The sequence below is a fragment of the Streptomyces sp. WAC04114 genome (assembly GCF_019733245.1).
In the GTDB taxonomy this organism is placed as follows: Bacteria; Actinomycetota; Actinomycetes; order Streptomycetales; family Streptomycetaceae; genus Streptomyces; species Streptomyces massasporeus_A.
In genome coordinates this window covers 34,295-52,920 of sequence record NZ_JAIGQA010000036.1, presented here as the reverse complement: position 1 = coordinate 52,920, position 18,626 = coordinate 34,295, and the positions used below count along the sequence as shown (strand labels likewise).

The following is an 18,626-nucleotide window of genomic DNA, read 5'->3' as shown; positions in this document are numbered from 1 at the left end:
CGGGTGGGGGCTGCGGCTCGGGGGCCGTGTCGTCGGGCTCGGGCTCCGCGTGGGAGACGGGGACCTGGAGGTCCCAGACGGCGACGGTGTCGCGGACACCGTCGCCGTGACCGTGACCGGCGGCGCGGTCGTGGGCGTGCCGACGGCGCCCGCTGAGCGGTGGTCCGCGGAGTCGCCCGAGGGCAGCATGAGGATCGCCAGGGGGACCAGGGCCACGCCGAAGGCCGCGGAGGCCAGCAGTAAGCGGCGGGACGGAGGGCGCCGCGGCCCCGTGCCGTCGGCGACGACGCGAGGCTCGGGGTCTTGACGGGTCGTGTACGCCGAACCGGACCAGGGCAGCAGGCCCTCCGCCAGGGCCGCGCGCGGGGTGTCCCGCAGGCTCGTCAGCTCCTCGTGTGCGGCCGTGCAATGCGGGCATTGCGCCATGTGCGCGTGCAGGTCGGCACTGTGGCGGGGGGCGTCCGCCCGTGTCGACTCCTCGATCAGGCGGCGGAAGTCCGCGCAGCGCGGGTCGTCGGAGGCGGCCAGGCGCGACCTGAGACAGGCCTGGGACATCGCCTGGAGGGCCTGCGTCGTGCCGTACACCACGTCCTGGGGGGCGAGGTCGAGGAAGGCGGCCGTGCGGCCCTCGGGCTCCTCGTCCACGACGGCGTACCAGAGCAGGCCCTGGGTGCGGGAGGGCAGGGCGTGGAACGCGGCCAGCAGGGGCGGCAGCGGGCCCCCCGGGGTGCCGGTGGTGTTCAGGACCAGCAGCAGGCCGGGGTCCAGGCCCGCGGAGCGGTCGTCGCGGGCCCAGGAGGCGGCCAGCCGGGCGGTCAGCAGCAGGAGGTGGTGGCGGAGCGGGACGCGGGGTTCCACACCGTGTGCCGTCTCGCGGGCCGCCACCGTGAAGGTCTCGGCCACCAGCCGCCGGGCCGCCGACTCGCTAGCGGTGCACAGCCGGGCGTAGCCGAGGGCCGCCGGGCGGTGCCGTCGGTGGAGCTCCCGCAGCGCCGCGTAGGCGGTGGCGGTGTCGCCGCGCAGCAGGACGGTCAGCCGCGCGTCCGGCGCCTCGTCGTACGGCCCGTGGCCCGCGTCCCCGGCAGTGTCGCCGCCCTGAGCCATCCTCGCCCCTCCTCGCCCGCCACCCATCCCCTGTCCTGACGTACCAGCCAGTTTGGGGTGCCCACATGGTGGCGGAGGCGGCCCTTTCGGAAAAGGGAGTTACCTGGGGTAACTGATCGGGGCTTCGGTAACCGGGAAGCGGACCTCCGAAAAGCGGAGCGGTCCGGCGTCGTGGGCCGGACCGCAACCGCTCGCGGAGGTCACCCGGAGAAGCCGGAAACCCGTACGGGTTCGTGCGGACTTACTTCTTCTTGCCCTGGGTCTGGCGGGCCCGATTTTTGGCCCTGGTCAGAGGGGTGGCCACCCCAACTGACCAGCAGTCGGGTGGTCGTTAGTGATCGTTGTCTGTCGTCGTTGGTCGTCCTCGGAGGGCCCAGAGTGGGCCCGGAGGCGCCGTCCTGGGTCTCATTGACGAAGAGGAGCAGCGGCCGCGGCCGGCCTGCGAGCGCAGTCGTCACTGCGCAGGCAGGTCCGGCACCAGCGCCTCTGCGTCAATAGTTGCGGTCCACAGCAAGGTCACGCTTGTCGTTTGTCTCTCCCTGGATAGTCAGGAAGACTGCCGGCGGCTCGTCGTCTTCGCTCCGGGCCGTCTCTTCCAGAAGAGTTAGCAATCGCTCTGCCGCGTTCAGCTCGAACCACTCGCTAGTACCTGTGGCGACGGTCAACCACCTATCAGCAGTGGACAGGCCAGGAACGAAAACCTCTAGGACGAACTGTCCATCCGCATCGTCGTCAGCCTCGCGCACGCGGGCGCTCACGATGTCCTCGCCCCGAACCCACGTGCTGACTGATGAGCCTCGCGTGTCCAACCAGACACGTGGCCTCTGGGCCAAGAATGCGCCCCGTAGCACTGCGTACGTCACGGCAGCGAGGCCCTCTCCAACCGCGTCTGTCAACTGGCCGTCGCCCGTCCGGTTCTCGGCCCGCTTGGCCTGCGCTGCAGCCTTCTGCTCCCATGCCGACACGAATCGTCCCCTCCGTTGTTTGCCTGTCGGTCCTGCTCTCCCCACCGACACGACCGACACACCTGCCGGGGGCGGCGATTCCCCAGAGACCCGACACCACAGCCGTTTTCAAGACCAGCCACCTTCTGGGGCCGATAAGGCCTCTGACCTGGTCGCCCTCCGCCAGCTAGAGGCCGGCTGGCGGGCTTCTGGCCACAAGATGGCCGCACTCCACACGCCCGCGAGATCGAGCCTCGCCCTTGTCAGGTTGATCGCTGCCCCCTCTTCGGGGAAGCCATGGGCGAGGGCGGGCGTGACGGCCGCCCCCAACGACCTTCCGCTTCTCAAGCCGTGTCCTGCCGAGGAGGTGCCCAGTGGGGGACGGTGCCCGGGGCTCTTACGGCCTGACCCGCGATTGATGACGGACCGTGCTGGCCTGGTGGTCCGGCTGGTGGTGATTAGCAGGCCGTAGTGCGGGCCAGTACGAGTTCGGTGCTCGGCTTGTGACGGGTGGCCCGCTTCGCAGCGCGATCAGAGACCAGCCCGGCGATGGCCCGGTGGGTCTGCTCGTACTCTTCGCGACGGCCGGTGTACCGCTGTAGGGGGCGCCACTGCCGGTGCTCGGCGTTGGCGTGTTCGACACAGATCCGACGGGAAGACTGGCGGCGGCGCATCTCGCGCCATCCGAACCGTTCGGTCAGCGGCGCGTTGTCGATGTCCTTCGGTTTCCTCGGTGGGGCGCTGATCTGGTCTGGGAACTCGTTTCCCAGGCCCCGGTAGCCCTCGTCGACCTCAGCCTCCACGGTGGGGTGCTGGTGGAACTGCTCGGCGATGCCCTCGGTGCGCACGGCGGTCTGGTCGTGCATCCGCCCAGGACGGGCGGCGCCGGACCACAGGGTGCGGCCCTGGTGATCGCTGATCGTGGTGGTCTTGATCGTGTTCTGCTTACGTTTGCCGGAGATGAAGGCCCGCCGGCCGGGGCGGTGCGCCTGGGGCCGGCGGACCTGGGTCTCGGTTCCGTCGATCCGCAGCGTGACGTTCTCGGCCGCGGCGTAGGCGAACACGTCCTCCAGGGTCCGGAGCCGCAGGCCGGGTCGGTCGGGTACCGCGAATCCGCGCTGGGCAAGCAGCGGGCGGATCTCCCTGATTGCACGGCCGATGGTGGAGGACCCCACCTCGTAGATCACTGCCAGTGCCTCGTGGGTCAGCCCGGTACGCAGGTGGACCAGGGTTGCCAATACCCGGTCGATAAAGGCCAGTTCGTACTTCGGCCCGGCTCCGGCCTGCCGTCGGCGAGCGCTCTGCCGCCGCTCGTGCCGTCCAGACTCGCAGCGCGCCTCCCAGCGGGGTGCAAGTTCTTCGATCAACTCGCCGAGATGCGGGCGTGTGACGCCGCAGAAGGCAGGATGTGACATGGCCGTGCGGGCTTGCTTGATCTTCACATCTCAAGAACCCGCGCGGCCGTCGTCATGTCACGGCCTGCGATCAATTGCGGTGGCCGCGGGTTCAGGGACCGACGTACTCGAAGACCCCGCCGTACGGGTGTCGCAGCACGGCGCGGTGGCCATTCGGTGTTGGGGAGGTAGCAACGATCACCTCGGCGCCTGCTGTCACCGCTTCCTTCACCGCTGCGTCCAGGTCTGCGACCGCCAGGGTGGCCGTCACGCCGGCAATTCGCTGCGCGGCCTCGTCAGGACCGCTGAACAGCAGGAAGGGGCCGACGCTTGCCAGGGTGACCCCGGCGAAGGCGAAACGGGATGCGGTGCTTCCGGTCAGTTTCTCGTAGAAGGGCACAGCCGCGTCCAGGTCCTCGACGCGCTGCCGCACGACCACTGATTCGATAGCCATGACCGACATCATCACACCATCGCATCGTCCGGCCTGGCTTGGGTGCTGTCCGTGCTCGTGTACATCGACTCTGCGTCGACCAGGGTGCTGCTCGACGTGATGTCAATTGCCGTCGTGACCTGCGTACAAAATCAATCGCGGGTCAGCCCGTTAGCGCGTCGCAGACGTTTGCTGCTGTTGGCATCGGGCCGTCGGTCAGCACTCGCATTGGGTGACGGTCATTGCTCGCCCCTCTCATCCATCTGCTTCCACCTTTCGAAGATGGGCATGAAGGGCCCCAGTTGGGACATGTCTTCGTCCGCCGGATCTGAAATGATGGCGCCGAAAGAGATTTCCCCCGACTTAGCTCTACTGAAGGGGGCAAGTAGGGACAGGCGCTCGCCAGCTCTAGTAGCCGCTGCAACATGAAGCACTTCTTGCCTGTCCTCCCGTTCACGAGGCGGAATAGGCAGTCCTTGCGCGTCGCGTTTATCATCTGGCGCCCACCATGCCTCAATGGCTAGGACAATTCCGTCTGCTCGCAACGTTTCGACGCGATCCGCAAGCCGATGAAACATCAAATACTTCCCATTCTGGTCAAAGAAGGTGGGAGAGATCATGTCTACGATCTTTCCTCCTCTGTAGGACCACATCATGGGCATGTAGTGTTTATCCTTCTGCAGCACCATGCGCGCCGCCTCCATCAGTTGCGGCGCTGCTTCGATGGGGCTAGAGGCTGTCACGGCAAATGTTCCGTAGCGCTGCTTCGCCAGTTCGACCTGCCGGTCATTGCGATCAATCCGGTGGACTACTTCGTCAATACCGAAGCCCCCTTCAAGGTCAAGGTGCTCTTGTCTGAGGCTTGAGTTGATGTCCATGCAAGCTAGCGGTTGCACGCTGATGACCGGGGTGACACAGGCCGGTTCCCGTTCGTCAAGAGCACACGAGTTGGCGCCGGCGGCAGTGTGTCCGGCGTGAAGCAATCTACTTAACTCGATGAATACTTCCCTCGTCGCATGGAGCAATTCGTAGTCCGGGAGAGCCTTGTCCACCCACCTTCGGGAAACGCTGACGACTCCTACCCGAGGATTGCCGGGATTGGAGAATATTGCAGCAAGCATCTCGTGCGATGACATTCTGGGCGGAAAGGTGAACTTTCTCTCTTCTTTTGTACTCCAGTCAGCCACCCAACGAATTTTTGCTTCACTGAGCAACTCAAGGTCGGATTCCTTGACGATCCTGTTCCTGGATTTAACGGCCCACCGCATCAAGGGTCTGGGGGTGACATCCTTGACGAATCGCGTGTACCAGTCTTCATATCCAACAAGTTCGGCCTTCTGCTTTTGGACCATGAAGGTTACATTGCGCAATCCTTGAATTAGCGAGTTCAGGTGCATTCGAAAGCTGTCAGGCTGCATATACGCAGCCGACATTGCGTGCCACATCGCATGGCAATCCATCAGCCGTTTGTGTGCGGTTGGCATGGGGCACGGCCTGGCAGCAGTCATGCGCCGAGGATAGAGAAATGTGTGACCCATGGGTGCGCGTTTCGCCTTCCTGACCCTTATGTGAATATTTGTCCCACCATGGGTTCAGTTGCTTCGCGCAGACAGTGGTGATGTGGGCCTCTTGCTGTCCGCATGACCGCTTGGGCGGCTCAGGCGGCCCGTCGCAGTCGGGCTGGTGCAGGCGTCCTATCCGTGAAGCCGTGGTCTGTTGGTCGCGCCACCCGCTGCGCGAGCCACCCGGAGACCCGGGGCCCACCGTTTACTGCCGTTCCATCGCGGACCGTGCGAATGTACGTGAACCCGTGCTCAACGTAGTACTCCTGGAGCTTTTTGTTCGTCGTCCATGCATCCAGTCGAATCCACCGAGCACCGGCGCGGTAAGCACGGTCACCAGCCCAGTCGAGCAGGCGTCCGCCGAGGTCCTGGCCGGCGTACTCGCGGGCCACCGTGAGCTTATTGATGAACATCGACGGCTCGCCTAGTTCTTCGTCAGTCCAGAGACCCTCTTCCGCTTCCGGCGTAAGCGTGATGGTGCCGGCGGTCGTATGCCCGTCGCGGAGCATGAACACCGTGCCCGCTTCGATCGTGGCGAGCAGCTTGTCAGCCGGGTACGGACGGCTCCACTGGTCGGAACCAAGGCCGCGCAGCCAAGCTGCTGCCTCCTCGCGGAAGGCCAGCAGCTTGGACACGTCCTGCGGTTCTGCCGGGGTGATGATCACGGGCTCTCGCTTCGGGCGGCGATGTCGCCGATCTCGTAGTTCATCCTGTTCAGGTCCCCCCGGAAGGTAGTGATGGTGCACCGGATGGGGCGGTCTGCCGAGTAGCCCGTCCTCGTCCACAGCAGCACGGGCACGCCGGCGCCGACCTCCAGCAGCCGCGCCTCCTCCGGCGTAGGCATCCGCGTTGCGATTTCGTCGAAGTAGCCGATCTGCTCGATGCCGCTAGCGGCGAGATACCTAGTGGTGCCCTCTTCGATGTCCCCGGGCTCAGCCAGGCGCGGGCGCTCTTCGATCAGCCAGGCCGGGTAGTAGGTCGCCTGCGTGGACCACGGGACATCGTCGACGTACCGGTGACAGAACCGCAGAACGGTCTTGCTCCCTGCGTCCACCTTCAGCCGCTCTGCGATCTCTGCAGGAGCAGGCAGCATCTCGACTCGGAACGTCTGATGCGGCCGACGGCCGGCGTTCGTCACGTCGGTGTTGTAGGCGTCCCCGTTCTGGGGGAACGTCAGGTTCTCGAAGCGCGAAGCGTTGAGCTGGAAAACCTCGTGCGATCGGACCTCGTAGCCCAAGCCCTGGCTAGACGTGATCAGACCCTCGCTGACCAGCAGGGCAAGTCCCGACCGAACGGTGTTTCGAGAGGCATCGAAGCGGGCCGACAGCTCGCTCTCGGAAGGCAACCGGCGGTCATGGTCGAATGCGCCGTTCACGATCTCGCGGCGTAGCGCGTCGGCCACCTGTCGGTACTTCGGCTGCTTGCTCATGTGGCCATCATCGCGCACTCGACCAACTTGTTGGTACATGTGGGCCCCAATCCCTTGACGACTCACTGTCCGTGGGTGCAGCATCACTGCATCAGCTTGTACCAACAAGTTGAGCAAGCGGAGCAATTCCCTTGAGTTGGTCTTGCCTGCACTGAAAGCGCCCGGTGAGCCCCGTGAAGACGGGAGCCCCTGCCTGGGGTTACTGCGCTCACCGGTAGCGGTCGCTACTTGAGAACTGCATAAGTGGGCCCCGTCTCCCCGAGTCGAAAAGACGGACCGCGCGACTGGACTCGCGCATCAACCTTTGCGGCCATCGCCGCGCCGGTTGCCTCCGCTGCTCGTCTCGCACGAGCAGTGCCGAGGGGAGCCGGAACCGACTCCAACGGCGCGCGGCTCCCGGGGTGCCACCCGGGAGCCGCTGTTCGGGCCGTTCACCCTTCGAGAGGAACACGACCCATGAAGATTCTCCCCCTTCACCCGCTGTCCGACATCGACGCGACCGAGCAGGACCGCGAGCCGACGGACGCGGAGCTGGACGCCATCGACGCCGAGATGCCGCTGATCCGCGCGGAAGTCGAGGAGCTGGACGTTCGGATCAGCCTCATGGACCGGCCGGTGACCGAGCTGGACGCGCGGCGGCTGCGCCGGGCCCGCCGCAAGGTGCTGGCCACGCGTCGCGAGCTCACGAACCAGACCCGCACGGTAACGGAGGTGGGGGCGTGAGCGAGGACCTGACGCTGGACGGCCTGGCCGTGCCGCTGCGGGCGCTGCGCCTACTGGCCGTGGACTTCAGCCACCTTCCCGCGCCGGACGTGCATGTGTCCCCCATCTTCCCGGACCGGCTGGAGCTGAGCTTCCACCGCGGCCTGCCGGACTTCGAGGTCTGGCGGGAGGCGCTGGGCATCTCCCCGGACACGGTGGTCTACCGCGAGCAGGGCGACGGCCGGACGCGCGTGCTGAAGGCGTCCGCCGACTTCGCGGGAGCCGCGGTGGAGTTGACCGGCTACAGCGACGCATGGGCCCCGGAGCTCATTGGGGGTGCGGCGTGATCCGCATCGTGACCGCCGGCCGTCTTCGTCGGCTGGAGCGGGAGACCGGGCAGGCACGCACCCGCGCTCGGGAGACGCAGGCGCAGGCGGATGCAGCCTGGGGCCGCCACGTGCGGGAGCTCTTCGCTGTCACCGATCGCGGGGAGCGGGCGGAGGCTGCCACGGCCGAGGTGGACGAGATCCTGGCCGGCGCGGTGGCGGAGCTGTCCGCCGCGCAGCAGGAGCTGCTGTTGAAGGACATCGAGATCCGCCAGCTGCGGGAGCAGTTGGAGGGCGACTCGCTGGAGGGACGGTCGCTGACGGTGCTGTTGCACTACGGCGAGCCGCACACCGTGTACGCCTCCCGCGAGGATGCCTACGCCGACACCGCCACCCACGGCGCCGCTCCGGACCGGTGGGTGCCTTGTGGTGAACGCCCGGCGTCCGCGTCCATGTGGCGGTGTGAGGCGTTCATCTACAACGCCGCCTCCAACGGGTTCCGCCGCGCGCACATGCCCGACCGCAAGCCGATCGAGGGGGCAGCGTGAACAGTGTTCAGACGCGTTCAGCGGAGCGCGCCCTGTCGGGCGGTACGTGGCTGATCGTGTGCGGAGCGATGCTGTACTCCATCCTCACGGTCACGCCGTTGATGGCCGCGCACACGGCCGATGAGTGGGACTGGACGGCGCCAATCCTGCCGCTCGTCGTGGATGCCGCTGTGGTCATCGTGGTCAAGCTCGATGACGTGCTGGCCCGCCTGGGCGGCAACGGCGGACGCTGGCCCATCACCCTGCGCTGGATGACCGGTCTCATGACCCTCGCCCTCAACACGGCCGACTCCGCACTGAAGAAAGACCTGGTCGGCGTGGCCGTCCACTCCGTGGCGCCGCTGCTGCTGATCGTCACGGCGGAAACCAGCCTGGCCTACCGGCGGGCGATCGCCGCCGCCGTGGCGGCCCTGGAAGCTCAGCAGCGAGCCGAGCGGGAGCGGCAGGAGCAGGTGGCCCGTGAGCGTGCCGAGCAGGCCCGCGCTGAGGCCCGTGAGGAGCGCGAGCACGCCGCGCAGTTGGCGCGTGAACAGCGTGAACACGAAGCCGCTTTGGCCCGCGAGCAGGCGGAGCGGGAGGAGCGGCGGCGGCGCGAGGAGCGGGAGGCCCGGGAGCGGGCGGAGGCGGTCGAGCGGGAGGCTCGTGAACGCCGTGAACGCGAGCGTGAACAGCGTGAACAAGAGCGGTTGAGGCTTGAACAGCAGGCCCGGCAGCGGGCCGAGGCTGAGCAGCGCGAGCGTGCCGAGCAGGCGGAGCGTGAACGCCGTGAACGCGAGGAGCGTGTGGCCCGTGAACGCGCCGCGCTGCTGGAGCGCGGCCCGGCTGAGGACAAGCTGCCGGAGGTCGAGGCGCGCCGGATCGTGGCGGCTGCGTTCGAGTCGGGCCTGTCGGTGCGGCAGGCTGCGGAGCTGTGCGGCTGGTCGGTCGGCTGGGTCTCCCAGCGCTACGCCGAGCACCGCGACCCCGCCGACGGTGGCCGCGCTGAACTCGCCATCGCGGGTCAGTGATGGCCAGCATCCCCGTCTACCGGTGGCGCCTGGCGCCGGACGGGTTGGCCACGCGTCGCCAGCTGCGCGCCCTCGGGCTGCGGCCCGGTGGTCAGGAGGTGGCCGCGCAATTGAAGCGTCCGCGGCGCCGCCGTGACCCGCTGGTCGCTTACCTCTACCGCATCGACACGGCGAAGCCGGTGCGGCCGATGACGCCCGCGAAGTGGGCGGCCCTGGCCAAGGCCAACGCCGCCCGCCGTATCTGCCCTGAGTGCCGGCGGGATGCCGGATACGTGATCCCGCCTTCACTCGGCATGTGCACCTCGTGCGCCTTCCCCGATGAACAGCGCGCCGCATAAACCCTGTTGGCAGGCCCGGCCAGCAACCTCCTACAGCCCTGGCCGGGCCCTACTCCCCGTAAGGAGTGCTCACAGCATGACGGAACTCAGTACTGAGCCGGTAGCCGTCGAGGCTCCCGCACCCGCACCACCCCCGCCCGTATCTGCGCCGATCGAGAAGGCCCCGGCCGATTCCGAGGTGGAGCACACCCCCGGCGGCTGGCCGGTCGTCCCCCTCGCCCTGACCGGAGCGAACAGCACCGTGGGCATGGTCGCCACCGCCGCCCTGGCCGGCGGCCCCATCGCCGCCATGGTGGCCGCCACCGGCGCCGTGGTTCTCGGCACCGTCGCCGCCACCCGCAGCCGCAAGAGCGACCCCCGCAAGGAAGCCCGTCGGGCCGCCGCCCGCAGCGCCGGCCGGTCGGCTGCTCGCAGCGCGGGTCTGCGACGCGGCGGAACGGGGACGGCAACAGGCGGCAGTCGCGGCGGGGGCCGTTCGTCTGCTGCTCGTGGCGGCCGCTCCGGTGGACGGTCGGGCAGCGTGCCCGGCCAGCACCGCCGCGGCTCCGGCACGAGTGCCCGGCACGGCAGCACCACCCCGGCCGGGAAGACCCGCAGCAAGACCGGTCAGCGCACATCCAACCGCGCGGCCGGGGCGCTCAGGAAGGCTGCCGGCCGGGCGGGGCAGGTCAAGGCCCTGCGGTCGGCGCAGCAGGCTGCAGCCGGGTCCCGTGCCGGACAGCGGGCGCAGACCACCGCCGCCCGCCGCGCGGTCGCGGACGCCCGACGCAACGCCAAGGCCCGCGCTGCCGGTGGCGGCGCCGGGAGCACCTCCCGCGCCGGGCGCAAGGGTGGTCTGGCGGGCCGGATGCTCGGCGGCGCCGCCCGTAAGGCCCGCGCCGCGCGGGACAGGGCGGTCACCAAGAGCCGTCGGCAGCGGGACGCCAAGGCGGCCGGCACGGTCGCGTCCAAGCGGGCAGCGGTCCGTAAGGCCCCGGCCCGCCGGGCGGCCCGGCAGGCGTTGCGCCGGTCCGCGGCCCGCTTCCACGGCCGGCGCCTGCTCGCCGCCCTGCTCGCCCTGCCGGTCGGCCTGCTCGGGCTGGTCACCAGCCCGATCGGCCGGAAGCTCAACCTGCCGTGGCTGATCCACCCCGGACGCCGCCTGTACCGGCGGCTGGCCGGTGTCGCTGCCGAGCAGCGCGCCGCGCGGGATGAGTCGATCCGCCAGGAGCAGGCCGAGCAGGAAGCCGCCGCCGATGCGGAGGCCGCCGAAGACGGCACGGACGGCATCGCCGACGGCGTCGAGCGTCCCGCATCCACCGTTCCCACCAGCACGAACGACCCGTCGATTGAGGGAGAGCACGTGTCCGGTTTTCGGTTCGAAGAGGCCGCTGCCGAGATGGAGCAGGCCGCCAACTCCTACGACCCCGACAACGCCATGGAGATCCTCGCCATGGTCGAGGGCCTCCCCGCCGCCCTGACGTCGGTGGCGAACGTGATGAAGATCCTCGCCGAGCGGTCCGACTCGGAGTTCCCGCTGGAGAAGGCGGTCGCGGACGGCTTCAACGACATCTTCGGCGCCCTGATGGCCGCGGTCGCGGTCGCCGAGGACATGGGCCCGCTGTTCCGTGAGGTGCACGAGCAGGACATCGCCCGGCACGAGGACCCCCGCAACGGCACCGAGGCTGAGAAGGGCTGGAACGTCTGACATGAGCAGCACCGCCACCGCCAAACAGCAGAGCAGTGGCCCGGTGCTGGACTGGGCGGCCGGTCACGGACCCGTGACCGGCGCCCTGTCCGCCACCACCGGAGCCTTCGCCGTCGCCACCACCGGCGCCGCCACCGCCATGCCGCCCGGATGGGCCCTGGCCGTTGGCGCGGCCGGCGCCCTCGGACACACGATCGTCGGGCTGCGGGTGCGCAACGCCGGCCGCACGCTGGCCACCCGCGCCGCCTCCTGGCTCGTCGGCGCCGGATGGACCACCTGGGCCATGACCCACGGCCCCCTGACCTGGGCCGCCCTAGGCTCCCTGGCCACGATCGGCGTCGGCATCGGCGCCGCCGCCCGCTCCTCCGCCCTGTTCGAGGAGGCCCGGGAGGAAGAGGCCCTCGCCGCGGAACAGCGGCAGATCGCCGCCGACCTGTCCGCGGATCGCCGGGCGATCGCCGCGGAGTGGGTCGACCGCATTCAGCGGGTCTGCTCGATCACCGTGCGCGTGGTCGGAGTCGAGCAGTGGGCCACCGGCGCCGGTTACTCCATCGACGCCGAACTCCCCGCCGGTGGCGCAACCTGGAACAAGATTGCCGCCGAGTCCGCCCGGCTATCCGCGGATGCGCGTCTGCCGCACGGCTGCACCGCCACCGCCTCCCCCGGCATCGATCAGGGCCGGGTCATCATCGACGTCACCACCGTCAACGTGCTCGAGCAGGAACGCACCTACCCCAGTGACTACGGGCCTCTCTCGGTCCACACCGGCATCCCGTGGGGGTATCGGACCAACGCCGAGCAGATCCTTGCCTACCTGCGCGAGCAGTGCGCCCTCATCGTCGGCCCGACCGGATCGGGCAAGACCAACATGGTCCACTCGATCCTCGCCGGGTTCGCCCGCGCCGACGACATCCTGACCTGGGTCATCGACCTCAACGCCGGATCCGCGGGACTGCCGTGGGTGCTCCCGGCCCTCAACGGCGAGATCAGCGCCCCAGACGGAACACCGGTCCGGCCCGGCATCGACTGGCTCGCCGGGACCTACGACGAGGCCATGACCATGCTGGATGTGGCCGTGCGCGTGGCCAAGCAGCGCAAGATGGGCTACCAGGACGTGCTGGCCAAGGCCAACACCGATCTGCTGCCCATCAGCGCGAAGATCCCGCAGATCATGCTGGTCATCGACGAGGGCGCGGAGATCCTGGCCAGCCCGGACCGCCAAGTGCGCAAGCTCGGAGAGAAGATCCTGGAAGTGATCCGGATCGCCCGAGCCATGGGCATCCGCACCGTCCTGACCGCCCTCGGAGCGACCGGCAGCGTGCTCAGCAACCTCATGATCCGGCGGGAAGCCAAGGTCAGGGTCGCCCTGACCGGCGGTGAGACAGAGGGCATGGACCTGTCGAAGATGTTCCCCGGCTCCCGCGGACTGCGCGTCGACCAGGCCCCGCACAAGGGCGCCGGGTTCATGGGCACCCCGGAGTCCGCGGCCGCGCTGTTCAAGGCCTGGCGAATCCTGCCCAACCAGATCCGGGAGATCATCGCCGCCACCTCCGAGAGGCACCCCACCCTCGACGCCGTGTCCGCCAGGGCCGCCGGGCCCGCCTACACCCGCCGCTGGGATTCGGAGCGCATCGCGTGGATGCGCGACCAGGTCGACGGCGGCGCCGGCAGCACCGCCGACCCGGCGGGAGCGGGGCTGAAGCTGTCTGCCCTGAGCGGCCAGGAGCAGGCGCCGCTCTCGCCGGAAGACGAGATGCTGCGCAAGTTCCGGGAGCAGATCGACGCTCAGTTCGGCACCGCCACAGAGCCGCAGTCCCCCGCGGGGAGTGACGGGACGCCGTCCGCTGGCGGGTTGAACCTCTCCGCTCTGCGGGGCGAGCAGGACAACCCGGCGCAGCAGGCCGCCCTGGCGCTGCTGCTCGCGGCCGGACGGGAGGGCACCGGAGCTTCCGCGATTGCCCGCGCGCTCGCCGACGAGCACGGCACGTCCCGTCAGACGGTCGTCGGCTGGCTGCGCGACTGGGTTAAGGACGGCACCGCCGTCCGCGTCGGAGAGGGCACGAAAGCCCGCTACGTCCACCGCCAGCACGCCCCAGAACAGCCCCCCGAGAGCTGATCACTTGTCGCTTGTCGACCTAACGCCGAGTACCCCCCGCCTCACGCCTCCCTACATTGGGAAAGCCCCTCTGACCTGCAAGGCGACAAGCGACAAGACAAGACAAGCGACAAGCCACACGACAAGCACGCGACAAGGAAGACGACAAGCAACGCGACAAGCACACCCACCCATCCGAGCGGGCCCGCACCACCAGTTGGTGCGGGCCCGCGGCTCACCCGAGGGAGCCTCACCATGGACCACCGCACCCCGCCGGGGAACATCGCCCCGCATATACCGGCAGACGCCTACCGCCGCGCCGAGGCGACCGGGCAGCCGGTCGTCATCGTCGTCCACGACACCCCGCCGACCGGCATCCCGTGGCGGCGCTTACTGATCCCCTTCGCCATCGCCGGGGCCGTCGTCGCGGGCGGCTGGGGCCTGGTCGCCGCGCTGTGCCTCCTGCTCGACGCCGCGGCCCACACCGCCACCGTCATCGCCGGAGTCGCCGGGCCGATCGGTATCGGCGGCATCACCCTGCGCCTCGCCCGGAACAAGACCTAGCTACGCCAAGGGCGGCCCCCCACTCTCGCCAAAGAAGCGGGGCCGCCCTTGTCAGCCAGTCACCATCAAGGAACTGGAGACATCCAGAATGACCCAACCCACTGGCATCCGGCGAGTGCACGGCGTGAGCAACCACCTGAGCACCGCCCTTCAACTCGCGGCCGAAGGGCTGCCCGTGCTGCCGCTGCGCAAGGGCAAGGTGCCCTTCGCCAACTGCCCCGCGTGCCTGTACACCTCGTGCGGCGGGCGCCCACACATGAAGACTCCCGGCCCCTGCGTCTGCCCCGCCCCCTGCCACGGCTGGGCCGCCGCCACCACCGACACCAGCGTCATCATCTCGCCTGCATGGGCGAGCGCATGGCAGGGCGCCGCGGCGGTCGCCTACCACCCCGGCGGCGCCGGCCTGACGGTCGTCGACTGCGACAACGCCGACGCCATCGCGTGGGCCCGCGAGACCCTGCCCACCACCCGGACGGTCCCCACGACCCGCGGCGAGCACTGGCTCTACCGCGGCACGATGCCGTCGGCCAACGGCGTGCGGCCCGGCGTGGACATCAAGTCCACGATGTCCTACGCCCGCTGGCTCGGGCCCGGCACCGGCACCATGGCCGCGCTGCCCGATGTCGTGCGCGCGCTCACCGCAGCCAAGCCCGCGGCCCCCGTACCCGTCAGGGTTCCCGCGCCGGTCGGGGACAGGGAATGCCGCCACCGCACCCCCGCCTACCTCGAACGCGGGATCGCCATGGCGGAGCAGCGCATCACCGAGACGTCCAGCGGCGTGCACACGGCCGTGTACCGGACGTTCCTGGCCGTGCTCTCCACACACGGCCGGTGCGGCTGCCTCACCGAGGATCACATCGCCCGCCTGTTCACCGCCGCTCAGGCCAAGGGCGAGACGCCACGGCACTGCACGGACGCGTGGACCAACGCACGCACTCGGTTGGGGCTTTGAGCATGGAAGACGACGACAAGAACCCGGCCCGGAAGGTCATCGCGGACTACGCGCAAGAGCGCTTCCGCTACTTCCGCACCGCGGACGGCACCGTCTACGCACAGCGCAAGGGCCACCCCGTGGCCCGCCCGATCCGCTCCCAGGGCACCACCGGAAGCCACCGCCAAGAACTCATGGTCGGCCTGTTCAAGGACGGACTCGGCACGTTCAACGGCACCGCGATGAAGGAGGCACTCGACTTGATCGAAGCACTCGCCCTCACCGAGCAGGTCCAGCCCGTCCACATCCGCGTCGCCCCCGGCCTGGACGGGGCCACCTGGCTGGACCTGGGCCGCAACGACGGCCAGTCCGTCCGCATCCACCCCACCGGCTGGGACATCCGCACCCCCGACCCGAGCGAAGTGTGCTGGCGGCGCACCCAGCTCACCGGCGAACTGCCCCTGCCTGCCAAGGACACCAACGGCAAGGGCATCGACCTGCTCTTCAGGCTGTGCAACTTCGCAGGCGCCGAGACCGAGTGCCTGGCCATGGCCTGGCTGATCGGCTGCCTGGAACCCTCCGTGCCCGTCCCCGCCCCCTTCCTCACCGGCCCCCAAGGCGCGGGGAAGTCCACCGGCGGGCGGATGCTGATCCGGCTCATCGAGGGCATGACCGGGGACCTGCGTCGCGCCCCGAAGGACGAGGACAACCTCATCGCCGCGGTCGCGGCCGGGTGGGTCACCGCGCTGGACAACCTCTCCCACATGACCCCGGACCTGTCCGACGCCATGTGCTGCATCGTCACCGGAGCCGAGAGCGTCAAGCGCGCCCTGTTCACCGACGGAGACGTCTTTCGCGCCCGCTACCGCCGCCCCCTGCTCCTGACCGGCATCGACGTCGGCGTCATCCGCCCCGACCTCGCCGAACGCCTCCTGCCGCTCCGGCTCGAACGCCCGAAGGTGCGGCGCACCGAAGCGGAGCTGTGGGCGGAGTACGCCGAAACCCTGCCCGTCATGCTCGGCTCCCTGCTGGACCTGACCGTCAAGGTCCGCGCCGCCACCGCTGAGACGCCGACGGACCTGCGGATGGCGGACTTCGCCCACCTGTGCGCGCAGCTCGATGCGGCCATGGGCCTGGGGGCGCTGGCGGCCTACCGGGCCGGGCTGGACGACCTCAACGACGACGTCATCGAGGGCGACCTGCTCGCGCAGACCGTGCTCCAGTACGCGGCCAGCATGCAACCCGGGGCACGGGAGCAGATGACGTCCGCGGAGTGGCTGCACCTGCTCACCCGGCTCTACAGCGGCGAGGACTGCCGTCCGCTGCCCAAGGGGTGGCCGACCACCGGAAAGGTCCTCTCCGACCGGCTCAAGCGCCTTCAGCCCACCCTCGCCGCCCGCGGCCTGGTCGTGGACTGGGGACGTACCCGCGAGGCCCGCTACATCGAGCTCAGCGAACCCGCGCCGGCACCCGGCCCGCAACAGGGGGCCGCGTTCTGAACGCGAGGTCACCGCACAACAGCAAGAAGAGCACCCGGGCCGACGCGGCGATGGGTGCTCCTCTTGCTGTTCGGTGCGCAGCACCGCCCAAACGACGTGCCGCGGAGCGGCTCCTTCTTCGCGCTCTGAGTCGCGCACAACAACAGACACCACCCCCTCTTTTTCCTAAGTAGGGGAACGCTGCGTCACCTGCGTCACACACGACGGAAAACGGCCCCTGACCAGCCGGAAGGAGCGTGACGCAGAGCCGATCCGTCTGCGTCATCCTGCGTCACCTGCGTCACGCCACCGTGACGCAGGTGACGCGGCAGTGACGCACCCCCGCCGCGCTGTGTCACGCATTCCCCCAGGTCAGGGCCCTGGATGACGCACGTGACGCTGTGACGCAGAAATCCCAACCTCGGACAGACGAGCCCTCCGGGCTCGCGCGCCCGCGATCGCAGAAGACCTCACCCCACCCCGCGACGGACATGAGGAGTCACAGAACCCATGGCCACCGAAGAGCCGACCGACCTGATTGGCGTCCTGCTCGCTCTCCTGCGCGGCGGCGTCCCGGACCGCTACCTGACCCCCGAGGACCTGGTCACCATGTTCAGCCTCCCGAGCGTCGAAACCGTCTACCAGTGGCGCCGCAAGCGCATCGGGCCGCCCGGCTTCCGCGTTGGCCGCTACCTCCGCTTCAACCCCGCCGCCGTCAGGGCGTGGGAGGCCGAACGAACCGCCCTCGCCGACGCGGCCTGAGCCTGCCGCACCCCGAACCCAACACCCCGGGGAGGGCCACACCGTGGCCCTCCCCGGCCCATGTCCAGAAGGGATCGCGCCCCACATGGCAGGCAGCATCCAAGACCGCTGGTTCAAGACCGAAATCAACTCCGCAGGCAAGAGCAGCAAGGTCAAGACAGCCCGGTACGGAGCCGGCATGCGCTACCGGGCCCGCTACTTCGCACCCGACGGCAAGCGCAAAAGCAAGTCGTTCGCCGACGGACAGAAGCGCCTCGCCGAGCAGTGGCTGACCAAGATGGCGGCGGACGTGGCTCGCGGCGACTACATCGACCCGAACGCGTCCCGGACGTCGTTTCAGGATTTCGCGGAAGGGTGGTTGGCGAGCCAGAGCGGCGACCCGAACACTCGAGCGTCGATGCAATCTCAGCTCAGCCTGCACGCCTTTCCGCGCATCGGGTCACGCGCGCTGGGATCGTTCCAGCCGAGCCACATCCGCGAGTTCGTGACCCAACTCGAAGCCTCCGGCATGTCTGGCGCCTACGCCCGCGTGATTTTCTCCAACGTCCGCGCTGTCCTTTCCGCGGCAGTAGAGGACGGCTACCTGCGCCGGAACCCGTGCAACTCGCGCACGGTGACGCTCCCCGAGATGGGTACCCGCCGTGTCGTCCCCTGGCAGCCTGACCGCGTTTTCGCCGTACGTGACGCCATGGTCGAGCGCTTCCGGACCATGGTCGACATGGGCGCCGGTTGCGGACTGCGACAGGGCGAGATCCTGGGACTGTGCGTCGATGAGCTGGACTTCGACAGCGGCACGCTGCACGTCGTGCAGCAACTTAAGCTGAGCCTGAGTAAGCCGGTGTTCGCGCCCCCCAAGGGCGGCAAGCTCCGGGACGTGCCTTTGCCCGAGCCGGTAGCGGAGGCGCTGAAAGAGCACATGAAGCGCTTCCCGCCGGTCGAAGTCACCCTGCCGTGGATGCGCGCGAGCGGTCAGCCCGTGACCAAGCGACTCATCTTCAGCGGGCCGCGCGGCGGGCACGTCTGGCGTACTTCGCTGAATGAGGACCACTGGAAGCCTGCCCTCGCGAAGGTGGGCGTCATCCCCAAGGCCAAGAGCCGAGAGCACGAGGCCGCTCGCGAACACGGCATGCACGCGCTCCGGCACTTCTACGCGTCCGTTCTCCTGGACGCCGGCGAGAGCATCAAGGCCGTCAGCGAGTACCTCGGACACTCCGACCCGGGGCTGACGCTGAAGGTGTACGCGCACCTCATGCCGAGCAGCCGGGACCGGGCCCGGAACGCCATCGGTCGCGCGCTCCGGCCGCACGATCCGGGGCACTGAG

Annotated in this window: 19 protein-coding genes; 12 read left to right on the top strand and 7 right to left on the bottom strand. The window is 69.1% G+C overall.

Going from position 1 to position 18,626, the window contains the following annotated elements; genetic code table 11:
• The 7 genes from K4G64_RS13040 to K4G64_RS13010 all read right to left on the bottom strand — a co-directional run.
• A partial coding sequence (locus K4G64_RS13040; protein ID WP_221756191.1) for a ricin-type beta-trefoil lectin domain protein occupies positions 1 to 1,104 on the bottom strand: 1,104 nt, incomplete at its 3' end.
• A gap of 491 nt (positions 1,105 to 1,595) precedes the next feature.
• Positions 1,596 to 2,069, bottom strand: a complete 474-nt coding sequence (locus tag K4G64_RS13035; protein WP_221756190.1) for a hypothetical protein — start codon at positions 2,067 to 2,069, stop codon at positions 1,596 to 1,598.
• A 437-nt stretch (positions 2,070 to 2,506) separates the two neighbouring features.
• Entirely contained in the window at positions 2,507 to 3,463 is a 957-nt protein-coding gene (locus tag K4G64_RS13030) for a transposase family protein (protein WP_221756189.1), read from the bottom strand.
• Between the two features lie 91 nt (positions 3,464 to 3,554).
• Positions 3,555 to 3,908: a VOC family protein gene (locus K4G64_RS13025; protein ID WP_260460393.1), complete on the bottom strand. Its 354-nt coding sequence runs from the start codon at positions 3,906 to 3,908 to the stop codon at positions 3,555 to 3,557.
• Positions 3,909 to 4,114: 206 nt separating this feature from the next.
• Positions 4,115 to 5,383 (bottom strand): hypothetical protein, encoded by a 1,269-nt coding sequence (locus tag K4G64_RS13020; RefSeq protein ID WP_221756188.1) that lies wholly within the window; start codon positions 5,381 to 5,383, stop codon positions 4,115 to 4,117.
• Positions 5,384 to 5,532: 149 nt separating this feature from the next.
• Positions 5,533 to 6,102, bottom strand: coding sequence for a GNAT family N-acetyltransferase (locus K4G64_RS13015; RefSeq protein ID WP_221756187.1), 570 nt, complete (start codon positions 6,100 to 6,102; stop codon positions 5,533 to 5,535).
• Positions 6,099 to 6,866, bottom strand: coding sequence for a GntR family transcriptional regulator (locus K4G64_RS13010; protein WP_221756186.1), 768 nt, complete (start codon positions 6,864 to 6,866; stop codon positions 6,099 to 6,101). Before K4G64_RS13010 ends, K4G64_RS13015 begins: the two co-directional genes overlap by 4 nt.
• Before the next feature lie 456 nt (positions 6,867 to 7,322).
• Between K4G64_RS13010 and K4G64_RS13005 the strand changes: the two genes are divergently transcribed.
• The 12 genes from K4G64_RS13005 (at position 7,323) to K4G64_RS12950 (ending at position 18,625) form a co-directional block, all read left to right on the top strand.
• Positions 7,323 to 7,589, top strand: a complete 267-nt coding sequence (locus tag K4G64_RS13005) for a DUF6284 family protein (protein ID WP_221756185.1) — start codon at positions 7,323 to 7,325, stop codon at positions 7,587 to 7,589.
• A complete protein-coding gene (locus K4G64_RS13000; protein WP_221756184.1) occupies positions 7,586 to 7,915 on the top strand; it encodes a hypothetical protein in 330 nt (109 codons plus the stop codon). Before K4G64_RS13005 ends, K4G64_RS13000 begins: the two co-directional genes overlap by 4 nt.
• Entirely contained in the window at positions 7,912 to 8,442 is a 531-nt protein-coding gene (locus K4G64_RS12995) for a hypothetical protein (RefSeq protein WP_221756183.1), read from the top strand. Before K4G64_RS13000 ends, K4G64_RS12995 begins: the two co-directional genes overlap by 4 nt.
• On the top strand, positions 8,439 to 9,449 hold the full coding sequence (locus K4G64_RS12990; protein WP_221756182.1) for a DUF2637 domain-containing protein: 1,011 nt from the start codon (positions 8,439 to 8,441) through the stop codon (positions 9,447 to 9,449). Before K4G64_RS12995 ends, K4G64_RS12990 begins: the two co-directional genes overlap by 4 nt.
• A complete protein-coding gene (locus tag K4G64_RS12985; RefSeq protein WP_221756181.1) occupies positions 9,449 to 9,787 on the top strand; it encodes an RRQRL motif-containing zinc-binding protein in 339 nt (112 codons plus the stop codon). The genes K4G64_RS12990 and K4G64_RS12985 overlap by 1 nt, the downstream gene beginning before the upstream one ends.
• A gap of 76 nt (positions 9,788 to 9,863) precedes the next feature.
• Positions 9,864 to 11,474, top strand: a complete 1,611-nt coding sequence (locus K4G64_RS12980) for a hypothetical protein (RefSeq protein WP_221756180.1) — start codon at positions 9,864 to 9,866, stop codon at positions 11,472 to 11,474.
• Position 11,475: 1 nt separating this feature from the next.
• Complete coding sequence (locus tag K4G64_RS12975; protein ID WP_221756179.1) at positions 11,476 to 13,590, top strand: hypothetical protein; 2,115 nt, start codon at positions 11,476 to 11,478, stop codon at positions 13,588 to 13,590.
• Between the two features lie 234 nt (positions 13,591 to 13,824).
• Positions 13,825 to 14,133, top strand: coding sequence for a hypothetical protein (locus tag K4G64_RS12970; protein WP_221756178.1), 309 nt, complete (start codon positions 13,825 to 13,827; stop codon positions 14,131 to 14,133).
• 88 nt (positions 14,134 to 14,221) lie between these two features.
• Entirely contained in the window at positions 14,222 to 15,085 is an 864-nt protein-coding gene (locus K4G64_RS12965) for a bifunctional DNA primase/polymerase (RefSeq protein ID WP_221756177.1), read from the top strand.
• A gap of 2 nt (positions 15,086 to 15,087) precedes the next feature.
• Positions 15,088 to 16,563, top strand: coding sequence for a virulence-associated E family protein (locus tag K4G64_RS12960; RefSeq protein WP_221756176.1), 1,476 nt, complete (start codon positions 15,088 to 15,090; stop codon positions 16,561 to 16,563).
• Positions 16,564 to 17,052: 489 nt separating this feature from the next.
• Positions 17,053 to 17,304, top strand: a complete 252-nt coding sequence (locus tag K4G64_RS12955) for an AlpA family transcriptional regulator (RefSeq protein WP_221756175.1) — start codon at positions 17,053 to 17,055, stop codon at positions 17,302 to 17,304.
• Between the two features lie 85 nt (positions 17,305 to 17,389).
• On the top strand, positions 17,390 to 18,625 hold the full coding sequence (locus K4G64_RS12950; RefSeq protein ID WP_221756174.1) for a tyrosine-type recombinase/integrase: 1,236 nt from the start codon (positions 17,390 to 17,392) through the stop codon (positions 18,623 to 18,625).
• Position 18,626: the final 1 nt, after the last annotated feature.

Coding starts and splice junctions, on each gene's coding strand:
- K4G64_RS12960 (WP_221756176.1), top strand. CDS start 15,088: ATGGAAGACGACGACAAGAACCCGGCCCGGAAGGTCATCGCGGACTAC.
- K4G64_RS12975 (WP_221756179.1), top strand. CDS start 11,476: ATGAGCAGCACCGCCACCGCCAAACAGCAGAGCAGTGGCCCGGTGCTG.
- K4G64_RS12965 (WP_221756177.1), top strand. CDS start 14,222: ATGACCCAACCCACTGGCATCCGGCGAGTGCACGGCGTGAGCAACCAC.
- K4G64_RS12985 (WP_221756181.1), top strand. CDS start 9,449: ATGGCCAGCATCCCCGTCTACCGGTGGCGCCTGGCGCCGGACGGGTTG.
- K4G64_RS13010 (WP_221756186.1), bottom strand. CDS start 6,866: ATGAGCAAGCAGCCGAAGTACCGACAGGTGGCCGACGCGCTACGCCGC.
- K4G64_RS13005 (WP_221756185.1), top strand. CDS start 7,323: ATGAAGATTCTCCCCCTTCACCCGCTGTCCGACATCGACGCGACCGAG.
- K4G64_RS13030 (WP_221756189.1), bottom strand. CDS start 3,463: ATGTCACATCCTGCCTTCTGCGGCGTCACACGCCCGCATCTCGGCGAG.
- K4G64_RS13025 (WP_260460393.1), bottom strand. CDS start 3,908: ATGATGTCGGTCATGGCTATCGAATCAGTGGTCGTGCGGCAGCGCGTC.
- K4G64_RS13020 (WP_221756188.1), bottom strand. CDS start 5,383: ATGACTGCTGCCAGGCCGTGCCCCATGCCAACCGCACACAAACGGCTG.
- K4G64_RS12950 (WP_221756174.1), top strand. CDS start 17,390: ATGGCAGGCAGCATCCAAGACCGCTGGTTCAAGACCGAAATCAACTCC.
- K4G64_RS12955 (WP_221756175.1), top strand. CDS start 17,053: ATGGCCACCGAAGAGCCGACCGACCTGATTGGCGTCCTGCTCGCTCTC.
- K4G64_RS12980 (WP_221756180.1), top strand. CDS start 9,864: ATGACGGAACTCAGTACTGAGCCGGTAGCCGTCGAGGCTCCCGCACCC.
- K4G64_RS12970 (WP_221756178.1), top strand. CDS start 13,825: ATGGACCACCGCACCCCGCCGGGGAACATCGCCCCGCATATACCGGCA.